This is a genomic window from Streptomyces sp. NRRL F-2664 (assembly GCF_000719345.1).
Taxonomy (GTDB): Bacteria; Actinomycetota; Actinomycetes; order Streptomycetales; family Streptomycetaceae; genus Streptomyces.
The window spans coordinates 1-270 of record NZ_JOFX01000537.1; the positions used below are offsets into that span (position 1 = coordinate 1).

General features: G+C 74.8%; 1 protein-coding gene. It reads right to left on the reverse strand.

The window, feature by feature from the left end; genetic code table 11:
* A partial coding sequence (locus tag IF89_RS40170; RefSeq protein ID WP_043195157.1) for a hypothetical protein occupies window positions 1-270 on the reverse strand: 270 nt, incomplete at both ends.

The window sequence follows — 270 nt, forward strand, 5'->3', positions numbered from 1 at the left end:
GGTGATGACGGGGCCGTGTCCGGCCAGCGGCCGCCCGTACTCCAGGGCCGTCACCGCGCCGTCGCTGCCGGTGGCCTTGCGGACCAGGCCGTCCTCCAGCTCCAGGACGGCGGTCAGGCGGTGGCCGTCGCCCGAGCGCGGGGGTGCGGTGAACACGACCCGGCCGTCGCTGTAGGCGACGGTAGTGGCGGCGCCGTAGGGGTCGGTGACAGACGTGAGCTGCCAGGTCTCCCCGGCCGGGGTGAAGGCGAAGTCGGTGCGGTTGCCGTG